The organism is Pseudoalteromonas aliena (genome assembly GCF_038155085.1).
Lineage (GTDB): Bacteria > Pseudomonadota > Gammaproteobacteria > Enterobacterales > Alteromonadaceae > Pseudoalteromonas > Pseudoalteromonas aliena_A.
Map to the genome: position 1 here is coordinate 1 of NZ_JBAKAU010000162.1, position 221 is coordinate 221.

Here is a 221-nt window from a genome sequence, read left to right on the forward strand (position 1 = left end):
GAATTACGTCACAGTCTATAGTAATCGTGTTTTCGCCAAGCGCTTTTAAGTCTTCAGCAGCTCTTAATGCACGCGCAATTAAGCGTTGAATTTCCATTGTACGACCGCGCTGATTACCACGTGCCGCTTCGCGAGCATTACTAGTATGCGTTGCGCGAGGTAACATACCATATTCAGCATTAACCCAACCCTAGCCTAGACCTTTCATGAAACGAGGAACA

The 221-nt window shown here is 46.2% G+C and carries 1 pseudogene; it reads right to left on the minus strand.

Features of this window, described 5'->3' with window-relative positions:
* Nucleotides 1-221: pseudogene (gene rph / locus V6260_RS18940) on the minus strand (ribonuclease PH); the annotation flags it as partial.